Consider the following 298-nt stretch of genomic DNA (forward strand, 5'->3'; position numbering starts at 1 on the left):
CTCTTTGATCTCTGCTATCTCTGTACGTTTCGCGTTAATGACGTTCTTTAACTCCTGGACAGTTTTAATACCGTCACGTTTAAGCATAGCAACGGCTCGCGCATATACAATAAGCGATAAGTTTTTACGCATACGATAGCGCATAGTCTTTGGTATCGTAAAATCACGCTTGCTGAACGCTTCCGCTGCACGAAAGTGTTCTACATGGTATACAGGCATGGCTTTAATATCGCTTAAATTAGGTATAAAGCGTGATTCTATGTGCTCGCGCATATAGTATTTACCGAGCTTATAATCT

The organism is Umbribacter vaginalis (genome assembly GCA_001552935.1).
Lineage (GTDB): Bacteria > Actinomycetota > Coriobacteriia > Coriobacteriales > Eggerthellaceae > Berryella > Berryella vaginalis.